Source organism: Lacinutrix sp. MEBiC02404 (genome assembly GCF_053601575.1).
In genome coordinates this window covers 147448-169727 of sequence record NZ_JBSHNV010000189.1, presented here as the reverse complement: position 1 = coordinate 169727, position 22280 = coordinate 147448, and the positions used below count along the sequence as shown (strand labels likewise).

Annotated in this window: 13 protein-coding genes and 1 tRNA gene; 1 reads left to right on the top strand and 13 read right to left on the bottom strand. The window is 32.0% G+C overall.

Annotated features, from left to right (window positions below):
* Positions 1-3 precede the first annotated feature (3 nt).
* Positions 4-1311, bottom strand: a complete 1308-nt coding sequence (locus tag ACVCXO_RS11610; RefSeq protein WP_452229753.1) for a hypothetical protein — start codon at positions 1309-1311, stop codon at positions 4-6.
* Positions 1311-2039 (bottom strand): type III pantothenate kinase, encoded by a 729-nt coding sequence (locus ACVCXO_RS11605; protein WP_452229752.1) that lies wholly within the window; start codon positions 2037-2039, stop codon positions 1311-1313. Before ACVCXO_RS11605 ends, ACVCXO_RS11610 begins: the two co-directional genes overlap by 1 nt.
* Before the next feature lie 180 nt (positions 2040-2219).
* Here ACVCXO_RS11605 and ACVCXO_RS11600 point away from each other — a divergent pair.
* A tRNA-Phe gene (locus ACVCXO_RS11600) sits at positions 2220-2295 on the top strand.
* A gap of 267 nt (positions 2296-2562) precedes the next feature.
* On the opposite strand, the gene ACVCXO_RS11595 is transcribed toward ACVCXO_RS11600, so the two are convergent.
* From ACVCXO_RS11595 to ACVCXO_RS11545, 11 genes are all read right to left on the bottom strand, one after another.
* The gene (locus ACVCXO_RS11595; protein ID WP_452229751.1) at positions 2563-3039 is read right to left on the bottom strand and encodes a response regulator; all 477 of its coding nucleotides are present in this window, start codon (positions 3037-3039) and stop codon (positions 2563-2565) included.
* A 14-nt stretch (positions 3040-3053) separates the two neighbouring features.
* On the bottom strand, positions 3054-4898 hold the full coding sequence (locus tag ACVCXO_RS11590) for a PAS domain S-box protein (RefSeq protein ID WP_452229750.1): 1845 nt from the start codon (positions 4896-4898) through the stop codon (positions 3054-3056).
* Positions 4879-5298, bottom strand: a complete 420-nt coding sequence (locus ACVCXO_RS11585; RefSeq protein ID WP_452229749.1) for a DUF7793 family protein — start codon at positions 5296-5298, stop codon at positions 4879-4881. The genes ACVCXO_RS11590 and ACVCXO_RS11585 overlap by 20 nt, the downstream gene beginning before the upstream one ends.
* 1 nt (position 5299) lies before the next feature.
* Positions 5300-5722, bottom strand: a complete 423-nt coding sequence (locus tag ACVCXO_RS11580; RefSeq protein ID WP_452229748.1) for a DUF7793 family protein — start codon at positions 5720-5722, stop codon at positions 5300-5302.
* Positions 5723-5907: 185 nt separating this feature from the next.
* Positions 5908-7368, bottom strand: a complete 1461-nt coding sequence (locus tag ACVCXO_RS11575; RefSeq protein WP_452229747.1) for a hypothetical protein — start codon at positions 7366-7368, stop codon at positions 5908-5910.
* A 2-nt stretch (positions 7369-7370) separates the two neighbouring features.
* A complete protein-coding gene (locus ACVCXO_RS11570; RefSeq protein ID WP_452229746.1) occupies positions 7371-9347 on the bottom strand; it encodes a T9SS type A sorting domain-containing protein in 1977 nt (658 codons plus the stop codon).
* Positions 9348-9424: 77 nt separating this feature from the next.
* A complete protein-coding gene (locus tag ACVCXO_RS11565; RefSeq protein ID WP_452229745.1) occupies positions 9425-9838 on the bottom strand; it encodes a hypothetical protein in 414 nt (137 codons plus the stop codon).
* Positions 9839-10022: 184 nt separating this feature from the next.
* Positions 10023-15272: a PAS domain S-box protein gene (locus tag ACVCXO_RS11560; protein WP_452229744.1), complete on the bottom strand. Its 5250-nt coding sequence runs from the start codon at positions 15270-15272 to the stop codon at positions 10023-10025.
* Between the two features lie 7 nt (positions 15273-15279).
* Entirely contained in the window at positions 15280-15648 is a 369-nt protein-coding gene (locus ACVCXO_RS11555; protein ID WP_452229743.1) for a response regulator, read from the bottom strand.
* Between the two features lie 83 nt (positions 15649-15731).
* Positions 15732-18260: a PAS domain-containing protein gene (locus tag ACVCXO_RS11550; RefSeq protein WP_452229742.1), complete on the bottom strand. Its 2529-nt coding sequence runs from the start codon at positions 18258-18260 to the stop codon at positions 15732-15734.
* A 42-nt stretch (positions 18261-18302) separates the two neighbouring features.
* Entirely contained in the window at positions 18303-22259 is a 3957-nt protein-coding gene (locus ACVCXO_RS11545) for a PAS domain S-box protein (protein WP_452229741.1), read from the bottom strand.
* Positions 22260-22280: the final 21 nt, after the last annotated feature.

The following is a 22280-nucleotide window of genomic DNA, read 5'->3' as shown; positions in this document are numbered from 1 at the left end:
CTGTTAGTTATATTTACTTTTTTCGAACCATCTATCATTCAAAGATAAACTTAATTGGAAATTAATAAAATTCTCTTGAATTAAATTCTTGTTCGTTGTTCCTCTTTTACCAAACTCAAAACCTAGGTTTGCATTAGAGAATAAATTTCCAACTGGTAAACCTACTCCAAAAGATATGCCAAACTCATCTATGGACTCTCCATTAATTACTAATCCTGTTTTTTCTGCTCTAACTCCTGCACGATAAACTATACGTTTTATATACGATTTGTATGCATTATAATCCGGAATATAAAAACCACCTAATGAAAAAGTATTACTGTTTTCGTATGTTGTTTCTGTACTTGGATTAGCATAAAGTTCGTTACTAAACTTACTAGTTTCTTGAAAAACACTTTCTACACCAACAAACCATTTTCTTGGCTGACCAATACCAACACCAAAAGAAAATTTAGCTGGTAATGTTAATGTAGTTTCTTTTAATCCTTGTTCTTCTAAATTTGCTTCCAGCGTATTTATTACAAATTCTTGTTCTGTACTTGAAATAATAGTAACGGTATTAATAGATCTTTCGTTTTTAGATTTTAAGTCACTTTTAGGAGAAAAAGTTACCCCAGAAGTCAATTCTAGGTTATTCGTCAATTTCGTTTTATAAGTAAGACCAAGATTATAACTCAAACCACTTAAGTCGGATCTATTATCTTCTCTTGTTTGGTATTGTACTAATTCGCCACCACTGTACACATACTCAATAGTACTTCCTTCAATGTTTCCAAAATTATATTGGGCATCGACACCAACGCTTAAGTCTTTTGTTATTTGGTACCCTGCAGACAAATATGTTCTATTAACGCCACCATCTCCACTAAATTTATTGGTAATATTCTCTGCATCATAGTTTTCTAGTTTATACCCAACAGAAGTGTAAGGCATTAAACCAAAACCAATACCTAATTTCCCTAAAGGTAATGAAATCGCTAGATAATCGAAGGTTGAAGTAGAAGCGCGATCACTATTAGATGCACTTTTTAAATTGGTAGAGGTATGCGTTCCACCAACAGAAAATATCATTGGACGACCTTCATTGTTATATAACTCTAAATTATCCCCTCCATAAGACGCAGGGTTTCTTAGGTTAACATGTGTACTATCTGTATAAATACTAAGTCCTCCCATACTTCTATTTTCTACGGTACCTTTAAATTTTAGGCTACCAATTCCATAAAACGAATATGGTGAAGAAGTACCTTCTTGAGCGAAACTTTGAATTGCAAAAAAAGCAATAAAAACTATAACCAGTTTTTTTATCATTAGTGTATATTATATTGTAAAATAAAATTTAATCCTTCTAAAAGGAAATTTGAGTTGGCAAATATGCTACTTTTTAATTGTTTAGACAAAAAATTAGCGTCTCCTCCTGTTAAAATAATTGTTAAATCAGGGTATTTTAACTTATATTCTTGAATTGCCCCATCAATTTCAAGTAAAACACCTTGTACAACACCGGAATGCATCGCCGTTGCCGTAGCATCTCCAATAATATTTTTGGGCATCTTTGTTTCTAATAACGACAAATTTGCTGTAAAATGATGTAATGCTTTATAACGCATTCGTATTCCTGGTGATATTGCCCCGCCTAAGTATTCGTTTTTCTTGGTGATAAAATCGAAAGTAATACAAGTTCCTGCATCAATTATTAAAACATTTTTATTTGGAAATTGTTGTACAGAACCGCTAACCAAAGCAATTCTATCGATTCCTAAAGTTTTAGGAGTACTATATAAATTTGCAAAAGGAACTCTTGTTTCATGATTTAAGATAAGTGTATCATAATATTTTTCAAGATACGCAATATCTGTTTTTCTTAATTTCCCTACGGATGAATAAATGGTTTTCTTAATGCTTTTATATTCTTTTCTAATACTTCTTAAGGTTTTTAAAACCTCTTTGTTTTTCACTTTATGACTAGAGATTATCTTATCCTCCTGAAAAACAGCGATTTTAACAAAGGAATTACCAACATCAATAATTAAGTTCATATTTTTTCTTATGGCTTCAAATTTACAAAATGCGTTATAAATTATATTCTAAATCCCACTTTAATAATTACTTAAAGCAAGATTTTTAATACCAAGAAAAAATAATATAAAATTTTTATAATTTTTTCTTTGTGAATAACAAAAAGGTACATATATTTGCACTCGCAATTTTATGCTACTGGTGCCTTAGCTCAGTTGGTAGAGCAATGGACTGAAAATCCATGTGTCCCTGGTTCGATTCCTGGAGGCACCACCAAAAAAAACCCGATTCTTTTGAATCGGGTTTTTTGGTTTTTAGAAGACACAGACTGTCATAGCTATTGAATTTCTTCTAATAACTAATGCCTTATTCATTTAACCATTCTTATTCTAGCACACTCCTTTACTGTTTTATTACCCAGAGAGAGGCGCTTAAAATAAATTTGTAGTTGTTCGTACTACCAAAAAAAAACCTGTTTATTCGATTCCTATTCAAAACAAACGTTATGTTTTGAAAAAACAGAATCCCTAATCCTATATTTTCTTATTGGAGTTGCATTCTATTCTCCATAAAACTTACATCTCCTGCTTCTGCATCGAATCTGTTAAGATATGGTCTAAATTCTACTACAATCTTTTCAAAATTACTAGTTGTAAGTGGTTTATTAAGAAAACCTGCACAAGAGTTTTGGTTTTCAGCCTTTTTAATGTCCTGAGAGTTCGTTGACGAGGTTAGCATATATATTTTAATTTTGGTTTTGTTTATTCTGGTTAACTTATTAAATTCATCTAAAAATTGAAATCCATCCATTTCTGGCATATTAACATCTAGCAATATTATATCTGGAGTAAACATGGTTGGATAGACATCTTTACCTTCTAAAATTTTCAAAAAAACAATAGCAGCATTCGCACTAGCAAATGTTCTAATATTACTATCAGCATGTACTTTTTCAATAATTTTTTGACCTACAAACAAATCTATCTTGTTGTCATCAACGATCATAATGTTCATATTCATATTTTAAATCTTTTTTATATAGCAGAAGGCAATACCACTTTAAAAACAGAACCGTTTTTAATACTACTTTTAACTGTTATTACTCCTTTTAAATCATCTACCATGTTTTTAACAATATAAAGCCCCAAACCATGCCCTGGCACGTCATATTTATTTGCTCTGTAATACAAATCAAATATTTTATCTATTTTATTCTTATATATTCCAACACCATTATCTTCTATAGTAATTACAACTTCCTTTTCTAATGTTTTTACATCTATATTTACGAAAGCCTTTTCATTTTCTTTTGGTACTCTAGAATACTTTACCGCGTTATGAATTAAATTCTGAAGTATAGAATTTATCATTTCTTGATTAGAATTATAACCAAAAGGGTCTACAACATCAATGTTAAATTTTATGTTATCAAATTTATTTGCACCACTTAACAACACCAGTATACCATCTATTGTTTTAGAAAAATTAATCTTATTAGATTCTTTTTTCTTCGCTGTAACACAGGATGCTTGAGAAAGGTTTTCTGATAATTCTTTTCCGTTTTTTATGACGGTATCTAGCATATCTGTTAAAAAAACAACTCTATCTTGATCTTTTTCTTCTTTTAATAAACTAAGAACTCCTTCTGCAGAAGAAAATGGCGCTTTAAGATCATGTGCTGAGCGATACAAGAACAACTCCAATTCTTCTGTTTTTTTGTTTAATTTATTTTCTAGAGATTTACGATTACTTATATCGAACATCATAGCACAATAAAAAATATTTTCACCAACATTACCATTACTTAAAGCAAACTCTACAGGAAAATGCTCTCCGTTTTTACGTAGACAACACATCTCAATGATATCTACATTCTGTTTATTTTTTATCTTATTAACGACTCTTAATAACTCTTTAATATTCCCGTTTCTATACTTTTTAGACATTAAAACCGTTAGTGATCTACCAATTATCTCCTCTTCTGCATAACCAAAAGCAGCCTCTGCTCCTTTATTCCATTCGGTAACATTACCTTTTTCATCTGCTACTACAATAATACCGACATTAATAGATTGATAGATTGCTCTAAATTTTGCCTCGCTATCTATAAGATCATCACTTAAATCTTTAAAATCTGTAATTTCACGCAAAGCAATTGTTGAAGAAATAATCACGCCCAACTTGTCATAATTTGGGGAAACTACTGCCGAAAAGAATATTTTTTTACCATTGGAATCAAAGTCATACAATTCAAACTGGTTTATTGCTTTATCTATATAAACCTTATCTATATTAGTTTTAAAGGCCTCAAAGCTTGTAGTAATAAAATAATCATAGATATAGGTACCAATTAACTCCCCGATTTCTTTATTGCAAAAATTCTTATTCGCATTTAAAATCTTCCCATGTCTTGTAATAGTAAACACATTTAAAGGCATGGATTGCAAAAAACTCTCATTAGTGGATTTACATGCTACAAGCTTTTCATTCTCGTTGTGATATTTAGTAACATCTTTATAAATGGACAAGTACTTCAGTCCTTTCTCTCCTTCGTTTCTTATAGGTATAATAGTTGTATCTAACCAAAATATTTTTCCTGTACTAGAAACATCTGTTAAGACCCCATTCCATTTTTTTTCCATTTTAATGGTTCTCCAAAGGTTTTTATATATTTCCCCTGAATAAAGAGGTGACTTTAGTAGTTTATGCGTTTCACCAACTAACCGGTTAGCATCACATTCTAAAATTTCACAAAATTTATCATTCGCATATTCTATTCTGCCTAACGCATCTGTTACAGATACAATAGAATTTTCAATAACATCCACTAGTACGCTATCATTAAGAACATGAGAAAGGTTATATTTGATTGCTTCCATAGAAATTGTTTTTAGTTTCTACACAATATTCTCTTGCAGATTCTAGATTATTAAATACACCAAAAGGAGTAATAGGCTCATAAATTCTTTTGTACGAAGCGATCACTAGTTTTATTTCCATAGAATTAAAAACAAAGGCTTCTGAAATTTTTAGTTTACTTAATATTGCAGAGTTCGCTAATAAATTAGCGGTTTCACGAGTATATGTTCCTCGGGTATCTCTGGAATCAATTAGAAAAGGCATCGCTTTGCCTTCACATAATTTAACAATTGCGTCTATATATCGTTTTATCTTACTTGTTTCTAATTTAGAATTCGCATCCTTATTTCTAAACTGACAATAAAGAATATCATTGTCTGTCCAAAATTTAGAATTTCCGATCTCAATCATGTCTTTCATACTAATTGTCATAGGTTACAGAATTAAAAATTGCATAATTTTGATTACTATATTGTATTGCCAAATCGGGGTCTTTAAAAATTAAATTTGGCACATTAGAATCACTAAACATTACATAAAAGGAAAGAAGTATTTTATGCTTATAATTTTTTACTAAAAATGCTTTTGACAGGACAGCACTTTTGATTTTAATATTGCTTGATAAAAGTTTAAATAGTTTCACCGAAAGCACACTATTAATCTCTTTAAAATCAAATATTACAGGTAAATAAGCACTATCTGACAACAATGAAATAGCCTCACAAAATATATCTTGAATATCTTTATCTGAATAGTCTACATCAGAATCATCATATAATTTACAATAGACAATTTTCTGGTCTACCCAAAATTTAATATTGTTTATTAGTATTTCGTTTCTCATTATTATCCTTTAGAAAAAACTAAACCAATAGGAGTGCCAAAAGTTTAATTCACTATAAAAAAATACGCAACACTTTGTAAATCAATTTATTGCGTATTTTTATTTCAATTAGAGAAGACTAATAAAGCATCGTTATACCACGACTTTTTAAGTCAAAACATAATAATCAACGGTATTCCGTTAATTTATTTAATATTAAGATTTAATGAAAAAACAGAAATTGACGAAGGCAAAAGCCCAACTAACCTTTGTCCCCAAATCTCAACATAATCCCCTGGATCTAACTCTACGGTTCCAGAAATTGAATTACTAGTAATATCTGCTAAAAGATTCACTCTCATTAATGTATTCGTTTCAACCAATGTAGTTGATCCATTTTTTCTTATAAAAAATGCATAATAGTCCCCTAAATTAATGTTTCCTCTAACAGACAATGAAGCACTTACTTGAAATGTTCTCGTCTTTTTTCCTAAATAAGTTATTCTATTATCTTGAGGAGAGGATACCCTAAGCAAGTTTACCGCTGTAGTAGAATTTGAATTAGAATTTCCTGCCAAATTAAATGCGGTTCCAGCTACAACCGTTTGTATAAAACCTGTTGTAATTGTTCCATCATAATAAATATGACCTGTTGCTACCTCATCAGATTCTACAGGTATTCCAGGACAATCTACTGTCCATGCATTATTAAAATTATATCCTGCAAATGAACCCGTTGTATATCTTTTAATATACTGTGTACTAGTACCACTAAAACTAGCTCCTGTCAATACTCCGCTTTCCACTATTGGATTACTACTCACATCAATACCAATAGCAGACCCATTTACCTCAGAAAAACCACCTTGCTTTTCTAGATTATTAAAAGTTCCTGAAAATGTTTCATAGGTTCCCAAATTATTAGAAAACCATCCCATATTACTCAGTAATAAATCGGTAACATTATTATATGTTATTCCAGTTGTATTTCCTGAAAACTGAACAATACTTAAAAAGGCCAACCCATATCCATCAATAGTACCAACAGATGCTGAATTTGCTACAATAGCATCTCTAAACACAAAATTATCTGTACTAGTTCCTGTCATATTGAAAATGGTTCCTCCAGGCGCGGTAAGCGTTACCCCTTTGATACTTCCTCCTGAACTTCCTTCAAACATAGTACCTCCAACTTTTACTAAAATATCCTCATTGGTATCTAAACCTAATATATAAGCTCCATTTAAATTTATAGATTGCGCTAAAGTAATCTGTCCGTTTATTTCATATAAAGTATTTGTGGTTAACAAATATTCACTCCCACCTCCAGCAGCAAGCTCATCACTTAAATCTGCTGCAGATTTAATTAGTTTATGGTTGTCTCGTTTTTCTGAATCCATCTTTACCCAATCACTTGCGTTATAAAAATAAAAAGCACTCGTTGTTATATCATAAACCAACAAACCAGTTGCAGGGCTTACAATTGCAATTCTCTGCGTTGATGTCATTCTTGGCGCTAACATACCTTTACTGGTAGAGGTTAAGTCGAGCATAGCGGAAGCGTCTGGTGTTAATGTTCCCACTCCTACTTGAGCAAATGCACTATAATTGCAACTAGTAAAAATTGCTATGGTTAATACGGTTAATTTTAGTTTAAAATTTTTCATAATTAATAGGTTAAGATTTTTTGCATTAATTCGCGATTTGTTGTTTGTACTTTTACCAAATAAATCCCATCACTATGGTTAAATGGTATTTCTATTCTGTCTTTATTATTAAGGTTCGTATCTAGCGTTAAAACTTCTTGTCCTAAAATATTAAATATTGCGACCTTTTTTAATGCAAGTTGATCCTGGTTACTTACCACGATGTTATTGTTTCCATCATAAAAGATCTTGATATTTTTAGTTTCTTCCGCGTCTACAGATAGCGTTTCTGACGGCGCAAAAACAATAGAATATCTATCCAAATACTGTCCTATTGGTAAATTGACATTAAAGCTAGACCCAGTTAAACTATGTGTAGTATTTAAAATATTATCTTTTAAATAAATCGGTCCTAAAAAATTCTCTATTTCATCGATCATAATTTGATGAGAACCAGCTTCGCTAATCAACAACCCTAACGGAAACTCCAGTGCTTCATTAAAACTATCTAATCCTTGAATAGCATATTTTTTATTTACATCCTCCTCTATTACAAAAAACAAATCATCGTTTCTATACTCATTTAACACTGCATCATAACCTTGGTTATAATTAATATCTGCAGTAGAACTAGGCATAAAAGCTAAAAGCAATTGTCTATGAAATCCTTCAGGATCCTCATAACCTATTCGTATATATTGATTATTGACAGTGTATTCTGGATCTTCATCTGTATCCTCCGAAGATTTATAAAAAATAGCATCTCCTGTAGATTCTGTTTTAAATTTTCTTTGTGAATTATTAAAAAGAACAGATCCGCTTCCGTAGGCACTAACAAAAAAACCTTGACCAACTGGAACATATCGCTTAGGAGCTGTAACACTTCCCGAATTACCCATACCTGCAATTAAAGGAGATGAAACAGAAGGAGGAATACCTCCAGATAAATTACGTATCGCGTAACCACCTAAATAATCTGTAGTAGCATGCGAATTTGAACCTCCATCTACCCAAAAATAAAGAGCATCGAGCATAGATAAATTATCTTGTATAAATTTAGTAGCATCTAATGCGGAAGGATACGGATTACCTAATAAGGATTCTTCTCCTGCATTTATAGGCATTAGATATTCGCCGTTATTAGGCGCGCCGTAATACACATAGTTTTGATTCGCAGAAAGCGTATTACTACCTTTCATAGTATAACCTTCTGCTGGATTTATAACACTAGTAGCATTCAAACCAACCCAGTCTCCATATGCTCCCGTTCCTTGTAAGTATGAATATATCCATCTCGTATTAAGCGTCAAGGAAGTAGTCACATTACTACCACCATCTAATACAGATGGCGCCCCATTGTATGGAGAGCTACCACTAAATAACATTTGTTGCGGGCTAAATGGGTTTTGACTGGCATCTGTACCATCATACTTATTTCCTAACAAAGAGAATGTCCCACCACTATTCACTGGTGCCGACCAATAATTAAATTTAAATCCGGACGCATATCCTTGCTGGTCTATTAATATTTTACCAGAGCCAATAGAGTTAGCATTTACACCAAGATGTGTTTGAATAAGCTGCGCCTCGTCTATTAACCTAACATCGCCACTCACTAAATTTAATGCATTGCTAATATTTAAAGCAAAACCATCTGCTACAGAAAGGCCTTTCTCACTCGCTGCCGTAATATCTACTTCTAAATTATTAAAATTAACAGCAGATGAAGAACCGGAAATACTGACTAACGGGTTTGCTGCACTTTTAAAATACGTGGTTCCAGAAGCAGAGGAAGTAGCCCCATTATTTACAAAACTATTGTTTAAATAAAGGTTTCCGTTACTGTCATGCACACCACTCGTTTTATTTGTGTATTCATTTTCAAAATACACACTTGTTGCTGGTTCAATTTCCAATATGCCTTCATTCACAATTTGTGAATAACCACATAAAAAGGTAAAAAGAAGGAAGCAATTACAAATAAAATATTTCTTTCTCATAGGTTAAGGTTTGGGGTTAGAATAAATTTGTTTAATAGCTATTTAAAATTAAAAGGGATTATTATTTTTATAGATCACTAACTTAATGCGTTATACATCTTGTTATTTTTATTACAATAGAGCTTTGCAGATTGAAAATTTTTAAAAACCGCATCCGGAATAATAGTTATATCCATGATGTTTTGAACCATTAAAAAAAACTTCAAACGGTAAGAGTCTACCAAGAAGGTTTCCGAAAGTACTATGGATTTAATTTTTGAATTATTAGACAAAAACCTAAAAGCTTTTATTCCGGTATAAAAATCGAGCGCTTCTAAGTTTATTAAAATAGGCATGTGAGTACCTCTTGATAACTTAGAAATAGCCTGAACAAAGATTTCTTCTAAATCGTTATCCAAATCTTTTTCGTTCAAATCATTAAACACGTTACAGAAGATTATATTTTGATCTACTCTAAACTTAAAACTATTTGTTAACTTCTTGTTTTCCATAGTATTATTTTGAAAAACGTATTTCAATACAGATGCCAAAAACCGTTAGGGACCAAAAAAAAATCATAAATCGCTCACAATAAACGCTTTATGATTTAAATATAAATTTTGGACAATATTAAAAACATCGCTATACCGCACATTTTTAAGATAAAAAGCAACGATTAACGGTATTCCGTCAATTTTATTGCATTTTCGAGATTTCTAGTTTAGTCATTCTATCCCGTAACGTACTAGGCTTTAAATGAAGTACAACAGCCGCTCCTTTAGGCCCACTTATTTTCCAGTTACATTGTTCTAACACATAGATAATATGATTACGCTGCACTGCGTCAAGAGTGAGATCTTTATTGTTAATTGGTTTCGCCTTTTGTGTAGAAGACTCAAAACCCGGAACTACCAAGGTTTCTGTATTAGACAAAATAGAAGCACGTTCTATTAAGTTTTCTAATTCTCTTATATTTCCTGGCCAATTGTATGCTTTTAACTGACTCATAGCGTCATCGGTAATATATTGGATGCTTTTTCCGTAAGCCTTATTAAATTTATCTACAAAATGCTCTACCAATAAAGGAATATCATCTTTTCTATCCCTTAAAGGAGGGACTTCTATTGGAAACACATTAAGACGGAAATACAGATCTTCTCTAAACTCCTTTTTCTGAATGGCATCTTTTAAATTTCGGTTGGTTGCAGCAATTACTCTAACATCTAATTTTTTCATTCCTGTAGTACCACCAACAACCTCAATTTCTCCTTCTTGCAAAAATCGTAATATTTTTGGTTGCATATCTAACGGCAACTCCCCTATTTCATCTAAAAACAAAGTACCTTTATCTGCCAATTCAAACTTCCCAATCTTATCATTAATAGCCCCTGTAAAGGAACCTTTTTTATGACCAAATAATTCACTTTCAATTAACTCTCTAGGTATTGCGGAACAATTCACCTTAATTAACGGTTTATTATTACGCAAACTAATATTATGGATCGCTCTTGCTAATAATTCTTTCCCAGTTCCAGATTCCCCCAACAATAACACCGTAGCATTTGTTGGCGCCACCTTTTCAACCTCTGTAAGAACATTACTAAATTCTTCACTACCATACACCATTTCTTCATAATTAAATACTAGATCTAACTCGTTTCTTAGATATACATTTTCTTGTTCTAACTGGTTTCTTAATACATTTAGTTCCTTATTAGCTTCTGTTAGTTTCTGGTTTGTAATTAAAATTTTATTTTCTGCTGATTTTCGCTCGGTACTTTCCACCATTAAAGATACTAGATTAGCAATAGAAGTAGCAAACTCCTCTTCATCGGTAGTCCAAACATGCGTAGTATCTACTTGTTCAAAACATAAAACCCCATAAACCTCATCTGCACCTTGAATAGGAATACTTAATTTAGATTTTATATTTAGCGGGATAAGGTAATCCTCTATAAAACCTGTAGAAAGCGCATGACTAATAGCATGGGAAGCTGAAACTATTTTATTTTCAATTAACGCATCAAAAAAGCGGTTATTACCTTTTTTAGAATAGACTTGGCCGCTTTCATATTCCCTATTTGTTTGCGAGTATAATTTCTCGCAAAACATTTCTGTTTTATTCTTATTAAATTTGAGAACACTTCCTCTCTCCACATTTAAGGTTTTTGCAGAAAGCTCTGTAATTCTATTTAATGCTTCTTTATAATCTGTACCAACTAAGCTAGCCAATTCGATAATGACATTTTTTCTTTCTAATGATTTTTTGGCATTTTCCTCTAACAACCTTTTTGCCTTCTCTTCTTCCGATACATCCTTCACTGTTGCAAATATGGCTATAACTTCTCCATTATCATTTTTTATATTTCCAGCTGAAAATGAAGCTGTAAATTGTGTACCATTTTTTCTAACAAATTCAAATTGAAAGGATGGCGCTTCTCCTTTAGCTACTTTTATTTCAATTTCTTGCATTCTTTCTAAGTCCTCTGCTTTCGCAAATGGATATGGTAACTCCATACCAATAAGCTCTTGTTCTGAATACCCCAGAATTTCACATAATGCCTCGTTTACTTTTATAATTCTACCAGGCATATCTAGCATAAGCAACCCTTCTTGCATAGACATGATAAGCCTGTCATTAAATTCTTTAGCTAGTTTTAAATCTACTTCCGATTTTCTTCGAACTGTAATATCTTCTACCGTAGCAAAATTGGCTGTTTTTACACCATTTTCGTCATATATACTAGAAACCAATACATGCACAGGAAAACGCTCTCCATTTTTTCGCATGTATGTATTTTCATAATCTTTATTATTTTTATTTTGTATTAATAACTTATAACGATTGGTATTTTCTTTTTTTAATTCAGGTGGTGAAAAAGGATATGGACGCTTAACTCCTATTAATTCTTTTTCCGTAAAACCTGTCATTTTACAAAACGAAGGGTTTACGCTAATTATTTCGGAGTCTAGATTTATGGCATATAAGCCTTCATGCATTCCACTTAAAAGACTGGATGAAAAATCATTGGCTATTTTTAAATCTAATTCGGCTTTTTTACGTTCGGTAATATCTTGAATAGTACCAACAAAACTGTTGGCTACTCCATTAACATAAACAACTTCGCCTAAACCTTGAATCCATTTTAATTCCTTTTTGTTTTTAGTCAGGATTCGATATTCTAAATCAAATTTTCGTTTATGTTTTAGACTTTTGAAAACATTTTCTTTAATGAGAGACCTATCTTGAGGGTGGACTACTGATTTCCATAGATCAAAATCTACTATAGTATTCTTATCTATTCCTATAATATCATTAAAGGTGATAGAGGTAACACCTATTAATTTTTTTACATCTAAATTAAAACTACCTATTTTTGCTACTTCCTGAGCTGCTAATAGTGATTTTTCACTTTCTTGAATTTTTAACTCTGCTTGTTTACGATGGGTAACATCTTGCATGGTACCAATCATTTTTACAGATTGTCCTTCACTATCATAAATAAATTCGCCAGTACCATGTACCCAAATTTCTTCTTTAGATTCTAATTTAATGACTCTATATTCTTTGTCAAACTTTTTATTATTTTGGATGCCGTTTTCTAAATAATTAAACATCAACTCTCTTTCATCTGGATGAATAATACGAACCCAACTCTCAATTGTTTTCGCATAGGATTCCGGGATACCGAAAACACTATTTAAAACAGGGGAAGACTCCCAACTTCTTGTGCGTAAATCTAAAACATAAGAACCAATATTAGCAACTACTTGAGATTGCCTTAAACTGTATTCACTTTCTTGAAGTTTTATTTCTGAATGTTTCCTATTCGTAATATCCTGTATGGTACCAATTATTTTTACAGGATTCCCTTCGGTGTCAAAAATTAATTCTCCAACACCATGCACCCAAATTTCTTCATTAGTATCTAGTTTTAAAACTCGATATTCTTTATTAAACCTTTTATTATTTACAATACAATACTCTAAATAACTACGTATTTCCTCTTTATCTTCAGGATGAATACGCTCCCCCCAACTTTCAATTGTTTTAGCATACGATGCATCTATACCAAAAAGAGTATACAAGAATAAGGAGCCTTCCCAAGTCATTGTTTTTAAATCTATAGCGTAAGAGCCTATATTACCAACTATTTGAGATTGTCTTAAATTATATTCGCTTTCTTGAAGTTTTAATTGCGCTTTTTTACGCTCTGTAATATCTTGCGTAGTACCAATAATTTTTATAGGGTTTGCATCGTCATCAAAAAGGAACTCTCCCCTAACGTGTACCCAAATTTCTTCGTTATCATCTACTCTTACAGCTTTGTATTCTAAATTAATTTTCTTTCTATTTAGAACACAATTCTCATAATAAGCTAATACTTCTTCTCTTTGATCTGGATGAATAATATCACTCCAACCTTTCTTTGTTCTTAGATAGGATTTATTAATTCCAAAAATCTTGTTAAGAACAGCAGAACTCTCCCAAATCTTTGTAAGAATATCTACAGTATAAGACCCAATATTGGCAACTATTTGAGATTGTCTTAAGTTATATTCGCTTTCTAAAAGTTTTTCTTCTGCTCTTCTACGCTCGGTTACATCCCGTGCAATACCAAGTATTTTACCGTCTTTTTGCAGTTTTGCAGAGACTTCTAAATCTAATAAAGATTTGTCCTTACGCAGAAACTTTCTAGCAAAAATAACGGCTTCACCAGCAAGTAATCGCTCGTGATTTTCTGGGTTTTGAACAAAACCACCAATATTAAAATCTTGAATTCTTAGGTTTAAAAACTCGCTTTTGGTATACCCCAAACTAGTATAGGCCGCTTTATTAAAATCGTGTATTTCGCCATCTAAAGAATAGGAAATTATAGCATCATTCGCCTGATCAATTAATGCTCTATACGATTCATCTTTCTTCTTAATTTCTGCTACAATTCTAGATTTCTCAATTGCAATATTGACTAGATTTAACGTGAAATTAAGTTCGCGAATATCACTTAATGAAGGTGTACTTATAGCCTTGCTATAAATAGCAAAAGTACCTATAACAGCCTTGTGTTCTGAAAGAATAGGAATAGACCAACACGCGTACAAATGGTGTTCTAGCGCAATGTCTTTATAATCTACCCATAACGGATCTGTACTTATATCTGAAACAATAACGGTCTTTCCCGTAAATGCTGCTGTACCGCAAGAGCCAGCATTTTCACCTATGACAAGTCTTTTTATAGCTAAAGTATAAAGTTCTGGCATGGAAGGTCCAGAAGATAAATTAAGATGTATACCATCTTCATCCATTAAACTAATAGAGCCATAATAACCTGGATGAACAGATTGATAGTTTAAAAGCAACCGGTCAAAAATCTCATTTAAAGGTGTATTTATGGAAATTAAATCTAGTATTTCATTTTTATGAATTAATAATTGCTCTGCTTTTTCTCGTTCTAAAACCTCTTTTTCGAGATCTAAATTTTTATGCTCCAACTTACTAATTAAGCGTTTGCTATAAAGCTTTAAAACTTCTTCCTCTGTAAATTTGACATTTTTAGCAGGCTCTGCGTCTGGTTTAACTTTACCAAATAGATCTTGAACTACTGCTATTATCTTATTTTGGTCTGTGGGTTTCCTTAGAAATTGATCTGCTCCTAATTTTATAGCAAAATCTTCATCAAGCGCTTCCGTATACGTAGACGTATAAAAAATAAATGGGATGTTTTTAAAGGATTCCTCCTTTTTACAAGCTTGACAAAACATATACCCATCCATGACAGGCATTAAGATATCTGATATAATTAAGTCCACACTACATTCGTGTAGTTTTTCTAAACCTTCTTTACCGTCTTTGGCTTCTACAACCACATAACCAACTTCCTCAAGTATAACTCTAAGTAAATATAGGTTTTCAAAAGTATCATCTACTATTAATATAGTCTTCATGCCTTAATTATGCTTTATATATACTTTCCATTTGATTTACAAAAGTATCTGGATTAATAGGTTTCTCTATATACCCATTTGCACCAGCTTCCATCGCTTTTTCTTTATCTCCAGCCATTGCATAAGACGTTACTGCTATGATTACGGTGTTTTTTGGTAACCCATTATTTCTTAACTTACTACAAATTTCATAACCATCCATATCTGGTAGTTGTATATCTATTAAAATAACTTCCGGATGGTTTTCATGTGCTAAATTTAACCCATCAATTCCGTTATAAGCTTTAAGCACACTATACTCACTATTTGCTAAGAGGTACGAAAGCATATACATATTTTGTTCATTATCTTCAATTATTAAAATGGTAGGTTTCATTTTTTTTACGTATAAAATTTAACATCAACAGGTTAAGCCTTAAATATATTAAAATTGATATTATAAACTAATTTATAAGGGCATTATATTTTATCGACATATTCTAACGGTATCTTGAACGTGAAATTACTGCCTTTACCTAATTCACTTTCTACTCGAATGGTACCACCCAATTTTTCCACTAGACTTTTACAAATAGCCAATCCAAGACCAGTACCTTCATGCTTTCTATTAAGACCTCCTTCTATCTGAATAAAAGGCATAAATAATTTAACAGCATCTTTTTTAGTGATTCCTATTCCTTGATCTATAACTTGCGTAACGAGTACATTGTCTTCAATATGGACTTTTACAACTATGATTCCTTTTTCAGAAAACTTAATCGCATTAGAAAGCAAGTTTAATAAAACTTGTTCCACACGTCTTTCATCACTGATAAGCGTAATATCAAAATTAGAAATTTCTGTCTTTACGGTAAGCCCTTTTCGGGAAGCTTGTGGTTCTAGAAAATCAATGGTATTCTCTAAGGATGTAAGATATTTAAATGGATAAAAGGATACTTTTAATTTACCTGCCTCTATTTTAGAAATATCTAAGATATCATTAATTAAACTCAATAAATGTGCGCTACTATTTTTAACCATAGAGAGTTGCTTTTTCTGCTCTTGATTTAATGGCCCTGCCAACTCCTTTAGTAAAATCCCTGTAAAACCAATAATAGAATTCATTGGTGTTCTTAGCTCATGAGACATGGTTGCTAAAAATGCGGATTTCATTAAATCTGCAGATTGTGCTTTTACCTTTTCTTTTTCCAATTCGGTAGATTGCAGATTTATATCTTCTAAGAGGTTTAATAAAGCTTCTTTACTATCATTGAGCTCTTCGGTTCTTAAATTCACTAATTCCTCTAGATTATTTTTAAAAATTAATAACTCTTTTTCGTTTGCAATTCTTTCGGTAATATCCACAGCGATACCAATATATCCATGCATATTATCATCTGTATCTAAAAGCTTTGTTGCTTTTACGGCAACGCTAGTAATTTTATTATTTTTATCCTGAAATCTAAATTCTCCTTTAAACTCTGCGCCTGTAGTGGCTGCTTCTTGCCACTCTTTCAATACTCTTTCTTTATCTTCCGGATGCAAGGCATTTTCCCATCCCAAACCCATGGCTTCTAAAAAATTCATTCCTGTATATTTTAGCCATTCTTCATTAACATACGTACACTCTCCTTTTTCATTGGTATTAAAAATAGCAACTGGTGCATTAGAAGTAAGACTACGATACAATAATTCTCTATTTTTAAGAACTTCTTCTGTTTTTATTCTACTCGTAACATCTTGTATGGTACCAAAAGATTTTATAGCTATCTGATTTTCATCATAAAATGTTTCGCACCGTTCATTCACATACTTAATTCGCTCATTATCCAGCTTTAATCTATAAATTATTTGATAAGGATTTTTGCTTTTCACGGAATCTGCATAGATTTCCATTACCATTGCCATGTCATCTGGATGAATAGCATCTAAAAACGCATCATAAGTAACCTCAAAATCTTTGGGATTCTTTTCAAAAATCCGATACATTTCATTAGACCAGGATAATTTATTCCGCTCTTTATCCAACTCCCAGCTACCAAGTTTAGCAATCTGTTGTGCTTTTCTTAAATTAGACTCACTTTTTTGTATTTTTTCTGATGTGGTTTGATGTATGGATTTTAATTGCTTTTCCTGTACTAAAAGTTTAGAGGAAATCAATTCATTTAACCGAGCAGATCGACCACCAAAATACCAAACGCTCCAACTGCTAAAAAACGCAATTAAAACGCCAAGAATAGAAGACCATATTGCGGTATTAAATTTTTGTTGTAATGGCACAACATACAATTTCCACTCCCCAACAGACATCTCCACAGGCACTGCAAATTCTTTAAAAGAAGATATATCACTTTCTAAAAAAAAATCTTCCTCACCAGTTTCCAAATTCACCCTAGACAATTGATAAATAAAATTATGTCCATTAGAATTAGCTGTAATCAAGTCATTAAAAAAAGTAGAAAGCTTTGTAACCACTGCCGAAAATCCTGAAAACTCACCATCTATAAAGATCGGCTGTCTACTTACCATACCAACACCTCCTTGTTCTAGATGCACCGGACCTGCAATAAAAAAATCTTTTCTTTTAATAGTAGTGAGCGATCCACTACTTGCTTCCGGGCTTGTTAGAATATTAAAACCAATAACTTCATTATTCTTTAAAGGATAAACGTGTGTAATAAACCCTTCACGATCTACTAATTCTACAACATCAAAATATTTACTTCTATTTAATAACTCGGCTGCTATATTATCAAAATCTGATGGTATTCCGTTTCTTTCTACAATATACTCTAGTGATTTAGTAGCCGAATAGCTATACATAACTAACGATTGTAGCTTTTCTTGAATTAAATTTACTTGATTGTTTATTTCTCGTTGTTGTTCATTCTTATTTATGATATACTCTTGATAAGCAATATATTGCGTAGCAAAAAGCAGTACTATAAAAAACAAAAAAGCTAATACCAGAGGTTTTTTAAAAAAAAGGAGCAAAGTACTTTTATTCATAAGAAAGCAAAGTTAAAGAGATTATTAATTTTAATAGCAGATTTAATTATCCTTTTTCGATTGCAAATCTTTAATAGCATTCTTTAATTCTTTCATTTTTAATTCTCTACCAACAAACAATTTATTCATACGTTCTAATTGATTATTTTTTAAATAGATTTCTTCGGTTCTAACTTTAATTAACTCTTCTAGGTTATTTCTATGCTTTGCCAATTCTTCTTCAATATTTTTCTTTTCGGTGATATCTATAATAGTAATCAAAACATGACCTTCATTATTTAACTGAAGCGATTGTAAAGAAATTAATAGGAAAAGCTCTTTCCCAGACTGCATTTGGTATTCTAATTCAATATTGGAAACATAGCCTTTTTCATCAAATTCACCCCATAGTTTATTTTGATTTTCTACATTTTTTTGATTATCAAAATTGAATAACCCTATTTCTTCTGCCGTATTCCCTAACATCTCTTCTCTTTCAAAACCGACAATGTTTGCCAATGCTTCGTTTACTTCAACAATAGTTTTTTCTTTATTAAGTATTGCCTTCCCAATGACATTGGAATCAAAAGCTTTAGAGAATTTTTCGGCAATTTCTTTTACATTATCTTCTGCTTCTATATGTTCCGTAATGTCTTGCACCAAAGATAAAACAGTTTCTACTTCCCCGTCAGGAGATTTTAAAAGAGAATTATACCATTGGCAGTAAATCACTTTTCCAGATTTAGTATTATTACGGTTAATAATCTTGTTACTCCTTACTTTTCCATTTCTTAATTCACTAGAAACAATCTCTGTAGACGCATAATCTTCTTCGTAAACGAGATTAAAATCGCCAAAATGTTTTCCTACTACTTCATGTTCTTTCCAACCAAAGATATTTTCGGCTTGTGGTGACCAACGACAAATAACTAAATTCTTATCCCATTCAATTATAGCTAAGGGAGAATTATTTAGATGACTAGTAAGGCGTTGATGCGCCTTTCGGTTTTCTTCATCTGCTTTTTTACTTTCGGTAACATCCTGTATCAGTGCTAAAACAGTTTCTACCTCTCCGTCTGGAGATTGTAAAACAGAATTATACCATTGGCAGTAAATGACTTTTCCGGATTTCGTATTATTACGGTTCACAATCCTATTATTCTTTACCTTACCGCTTCTTAATTCACTAGCAATAAAATCTGTAGAAGGGAGATCTTCTTCATAAACCAAGTTCAAGTCGGCTAATTGTTTTCCGATAACTTCAGATGCTTTCCAACCAAATATATTTTCTGCTTGTACAGACCAATTAGTAATGAAAAAATCGGTATTAAACTCCACGATGGCTAACGGAGAATTATTTAAATGTGTAGTAAGGCGTTGATGTGCCTTTCTTATTTCTTCGTCTGTTTTCCTTAGCTCTGTAATATCTCTAAAAACGCCAATTAGATACTTATCACCAGCCACATCGATATATCTTGTTTTTTTAGTAGAAACAATACGAATATCGCCTCCATCTAAAGTCAATATTTCTTCACTAATATTTTCAATACCTGTTGACAGGACTTCTTTGTCAATACTTAAAAAACCTTTCATTTCATCCATTGGTAAACTTTCCTCTAGAGTTTTACCTATTATCTCTGCTTTTGAAAAATTAAACAAGTTATAAAACGCCTCGTTAGCCAATACAAACCTACTTTCTCCATCTTTTACAAAAATAGGATCACCAATACTATTTATAATATTATACAAATACTTTTCACTTTGAATAATTTGTTCTTCTGCTTCTTTACGCTCGGTAACATCGACAAGCGTGCCTATATAACCATATAACTCCGTATTAGAATCATATAAACTGGTTGTTTTAGCCGAAATCCATTTTATTCCTCCTTTTTTATTTAGCAACCTAAAATCTGAAACTAATTCCGTCTTACTAGAAACTGCTTGTTCCCACTCGCGCACAACTCTATCTCTATCTTCTGGATGAATAGCGTTAGACCAACCTAACCCTATGGATTCATTAAAAGTTAATCCAGAATATTTTATCCATTCTTCATTTACATAATTACAAACACCATTTTTATCTGTTTCAAAAATCCCAACGGGCGCATTAGAAGATAATCGTCTAAATAATTGCTCACTATTTATTAACTTTTCTTCGGCTTCTTTGCGCTCGGTAACATCAATAGCCATACCTATATAACCATACAAATTATTTTGAGCATCATAGGTCCCTATCGTTTTTACAGACACCCATATCACCTTATCATCCTTATGCAGAAATCTAAAATCAGTCTCCAGTTCACTTGCTCCAGATACAACGTACGCTTCCCATTCTTTACGTATTCTTACCTCATCATCAGGATGAATCGCTGTAGCCCAACCATATCCCATGGCATCTTCATAAGATATTCCCGCGTACTCCAACCACCTTTCGTTTACATAATCACAAGAACCTTCTGTATCTGTTTGGTAGATACCAGTTGGCGCTTTAGACGTTAATCGCCTAAACAATTGCTCACTATATATTAACTTTTCTTCTGCTTCTTTACGTTTGGTAATATCTTTAGCCACGATTCCTAATGCTGTTGAGGTACCCGTTACTTTATCTTTAATTAAGAAACCGGACATTTCAATTGGAATTAGATTCCCGGTTTTAAAATGTTTAAAATACGTTTCCCCGCACCACCTATTCGTTTCAAAAATACTAGACATATGCTCATTTGTAATCCTATCACGGTAATCTTCAGGAAAAAAATCAGAAATAGAAGCTGGCATTTTTTCATCGGATGCCAACCCTATTAATTGCCTACCATTATCATTTAAATAAAGTGGTTCTCCCTCTAAGCTTGCTAAGCCAATAAAATCATCATTAGTTTCTATTAAAGACAACAACATTTGATTATTAGCATCTGTTTTCTTTTTTTCGGTAATATCTGTATAATAAATTGTTAACCCTTCTGGAGATGGGTATATCCTGTTTTCAAACCATTTATCTAGCGGCTCATAATAATCATCAAAGTATACCGTTTTTTGCGTCTCCATAGCCTTATAATACGCCTTATAAAAAGAACGGTCCACACCTTCCGGGAATTCGGTCCAAATATGTTTCCCCACTAATGTTCCTGGCTTTCTTCCTAATAGCTCCGCCGCTTTTTTATTAACATACGTATAACACCAATTAGTGTCTAAAGAAATAAAACCACCTGAAATGCTATTTAAAGAGGTTTCTAATTGAGAGGTTAAACTTTCCTTCAACTGGTTCTTTTCTGCCTTTAGTTTTAAATATTTCTTTTCATATCTTAATATAGAAAATACTTCTCGCTCTTGATTAGCAATAAAAGAAGTTTTGCTTTTCTCATTATCTATATACCTTATATATATATAGAGAATCACAGAAAACAAAAGTGCTGCAAAAAACTTCCCTATAATACTACCTGCCAATAAATTATAAAATTTCGCATCCCCAAAATAGAGCGTTATATTAAAAATAAATGCGTCAAAAACAAAAACGGCTAATAGCGAAATAAAGAGTGTGAAAAAGAAATATTGCTTATTAATTACGGAAATCAAAAATTGATAAATTATTACTAGCCACAAAAAATCAAGCAACAACAAGACCGTACCAGTAATAAAATACGTATCGTCTATTAAAAAAGCGAAGGATGATTCCATATCCCCCAAGTTTTGCACATTGGCAACAGCGAACAATGCAGACAAAAGAAGGTTTGAAATGAGAATACCTAAAATAAGGGCTCTAGCACTAGAAACGCCTTCTTTGATATAAATCAATAAAACCGCAAACAAAAGAGAACTAAATATAATAACAGATGTAGGGTAAATTACTAGTTCATCAAAAACAGTAAAACTTATCATTGTACCCGAAAGCGCTTGTAAATATCTAACTGCACCTAAAAAAAGATAAAGAGGCGCTAAGCCTAGTACGTTTCTAAATTTAAATAATAAAAGAATACTGGCAGATATGAGTAAAAACTCAATAAGTATTATAGTATATATGTTCATAAGATGATTTGGTTAAGCTAG